Consider the following 1349-nt stretch of genomic DNA (forward strand, 5'->3'; position numbering starts at 1 on the left):
TGCAGTTCGCTGGGCTCACCTCCGCCCAATTGCAGGCGCTGGACACGACGCAATTGGCGGGCTTGGAGTCCGCTGATCTCGGGAAGTTCACGACGGTGCAACTGAAGGGTCTGGAGTCTGACGACATCACAGCTCTGACCACTGACCAGTTGGCCGGACTGACTTCGACCCAAGTTGCGAGCCTCACCTCGATGCAGGTGAAGGGGCTTGAATCGGATGACTTCGCTTCGTTCAGCTCATCTGTTCTGCGTGCCTTGACAACGGGCCAGATTGCCGCGCTCGGAACGGAGCAGTTGGACGGGTTGGATTCGTCGCAATGGGCCACCTTGACCAGTGCCCAAATCACGGCATTGGGCACCGCCGGGGTAGCAGCGTTGAACAGCGATGACATCGCGGCGATGACTTCGGCACAGTTCACCGGTATGACGTCCGCGCAACTGGCTGCACTGGACACGGTTCAACTGTCCGGGCTTGAGTCCACCGACTTGTCCAAGCTGAGCACCCTGCAACTGAAGGGCTTGGATTCGGATGACTTCGCAGCTTTGACTTCGGATCAACTCGATGGGTTGACCTCCAGTCAAATTGCCAGCCTCAGCACGGCTCAAGTCGTGGGCTTGTCGTCCGAAGACTTCGCCGCCTTCAATTCGACGGAGTTGCGGTCCTTCACCTCGGCGCAATTGAGTGCGCTGGGGACTGACCAACTCGCCGGCCTGACCTCAGCACAAGTGGGGCAACTCACCACACTTCAATTGCGCGGTCTGGACTCCGACGACATTGCTGCGCTGACAACCGACCAATTGGACGGCTTGAATTCCTCGCAAATTGCCAGCTTGACCACATCGCAGGTGAAGGGACTGGAGTCAGATGATTTGACTTCCTTCAGCTCCCTGGACCTGCGGGCCTTTACTACAGCCCAAATTGCGGCAATGGGAACGGAGCAGCTGGACGGATTGGATTCCAGCCAGTGGGCGACATTGACCAGTGCCCAAATTACGGCATTGGGAACGGCGGGGGTTGCGGCACTCAACAGCGACGACATCGGCGCCATGACTTCTGCCCAATTTGCTGGGATGACCTCGGCCCAATTGGCGGCTCTTGACACCACGCAACTGGCGGGGCTGGAGTCTGCTGATTTGAGCAAGCTCTCCACTTTGCAATTGAAGGGCTTGGATTCGGATGACATCAGCGCCCTCACCTCCGACCAACTCCAGGGGCTGAATTCCAGCCAGATTGCGAGCTTGTCAACGGCCCAAGTAGTGGGTCTGGCATCCGAGGACTTTGGTGCCTTCGGTTCGAAGGAACTGCAGTCCTTCACTTCCAGCCATCTGGCAGCGCTCGGGACGGATCAG

1 pseudogene is annotated in these 1349 nt (G+C 58.5%); it reads left to right on the top strand.

The features are described from left to right. A pseudogene (locus I7X43_RS16260) lies at positions 1-1349 on the top strand (hypothetical protein); the annotation flags it as partial.

It is taken from the genome of Inhella gelatinilytica (genome assembly GCF_016093295.1).
Lineage (GTDB): Bacteria > Pseudomonadota > Gammaproteobacteria > Burkholderiales > Burkholderiaceae_C > Inhella > Inhella gelatinilytica.